At 42.8% G+C, this 1,751-nt stretch carries 2 protein-coding genes; one reads left to right on the top strand and one right to left on the bottom strand.

Features of this window, described 5'->3' with window-relative positions; all coding sequences use genetic code 11:
- Nucleotides 1–309: hypothetical protein (locus tag AC1DWB_RS34630; RefSeq protein WP_477545607.1), on the top strand; the 309-nt coding region annotated here is incomplete at its 5' end.
- A 33-nt stretch (nucleotides 310–342) separates the two neighbouring features.
- On the opposite strand, the gene AC1DWB_RS34625 is transcribed toward AC1DWB_RS34630, so the two are convergent.
- Nucleotides 343–1,620 (bottom strand): MBL fold metallo-hydrolase, encoded by a 1,278-nt coding sequence (locus tag AC1DWB_RS34625; protein WP_477545606.1) that lies wholly within the window; start codon nucleotides 1,618–1,620, stop codon nucleotides 343–345.
- Nucleotides 1,621–1,751 lie beyond the last annotated feature (131 nt).

Genomic DNA, 1,751 nt, shown 5'->3' with positions numbered 1-1,751 from the left:
GCCATTCTGAGTGTCAAGGCGGTACTTCCGATCAAGCAGATTCTTGGGCATAACGAGTTGAATCCAACAGCCTGCCCGTGTACGTCGATGAACCGGATTCGTGATGATGTGGCCAAACTGGAATTGCAGATGAAAGCTGCTGTTGATCCTAAAAAGGTCAAGGAGAAATGTTACAGGGCAACCGCCCAGCATAATTACCTATACAGTCAATACGCTGCCGATCCCGAAGGGCAGAAGTGGCTTGAACCTCACATGATGGCATTGTACGATGTAATGAAGGAACGCGGTTTGTTCTTCGGATCCGAATAACACAAAAGCCCCTCTATCCCGAGGGGCTTATTTCTATTCAACCTTATGAAACAACTTCCGCATAATTAATTTATACACGTACTCGACTCCAAACGTTTTCCCTGTGTTGTTTAAATCGGAAACTACGCCGTACTTCATATATCCCCAGTACTTCCCGTTCTTCGGTATTTGGAAACGMCCATTGATTCCTAACGTCCCGCCGCCCCATAAATGCTTTAAGCTGTAATTCAAGGCGTCAGATTTCAATGATATGTCACAATCATCCGGTAGAATGGTAGAAGGAATTAAGCCGCTTTTCAAAGACAATATGTAGGTTTTATCGAGATCCACAACATGAATTTTAGTTCGTTTGAAAAGGGAAAGCAGTAAACGATTGTTTTTCTTTTTTAATTGGTAGGTATACTTGTCTGCATTATCGATGAGTTCTTTTTCTTCTATTGTGGTTGATCGAGATAGCTCCGGTTGGTTCTCAATCGTTTCATAATCCACTTGATACTTCTGGATCGAACCGGCAGAATCATGGTCATTCCCAACAATCCACTTTTCATCTGGATATAAAACGACGGGTTTCGTATCCGAGTTTGACAGAAAATCATACACGTGATCAATCTTGTTGATATGGTCGTTCATGTAATAATTATCTTCATGACAGAACCACACAAAACTTGCAAAAGGAATCGTATAGGTCGGTTTGAATACTTGTAGTTGAAGGGCTACACGTTCAAGCTTTTCCTTTGCGCTATCTATACGCGCTTGTTCATCCTCTTTGTTTCCCGCCCATCCTGCATAGGAGAATTGAGTGAGTAGCACATCAACATCCCCGACAAGAGCCTTGATATCTTCCGCATGGCGAGGTTTCGTTATGACGCAATCGTTCAAGTTCAGAATTGTCAGTGTGTCGGACTTGATGCAGATCCACGAATCGCCACCAGTAAAGGGGTTGCACATCACTTTCAAATCGTCACGCAGATAATGCCATTGGCTTTTCTTTAATTCAATGACTTCTTTAAACCCATTGTTTTTACAGTAATGATACACCTTTTGATCAATCGTGCCTTGAAAGATTACTGTTATGTTTCTCCTGTACGCCTCCGGTATTTTTCGAAGGCACGGCGGGGAAAAATGGTCGGGATGCTCATGCGAGAACCAAATATGTGTAATATCTTTAAATCCTTCATACGGTAGCCTTGTTTCTGATATAAGCCCCCATCCGTTATCAAAGGCGGTCCCCTCTAGCCAGGGATCGGTAATCATTCTTATGTTACCATGCTCCAGGATAAAAGAAGCATGGTTCACCCACGTGATTTTCACACTATATTCCTCCGATTCGCGGTTTTCTGTTACATTCTATCAAAATATGTCATTATTCACCACACATTCTTCCGAGAGGCTACCCTTTACTTCGCCAATGTGCATACTGGATGGCGCTCATTTCCTCGTAC

The organism is Paenibacillus sp. P4_E11, from assembly GCF_056401635.1.
This window is presented reverse-complemented; position numbering and strand designations above follow the sequence as displayed.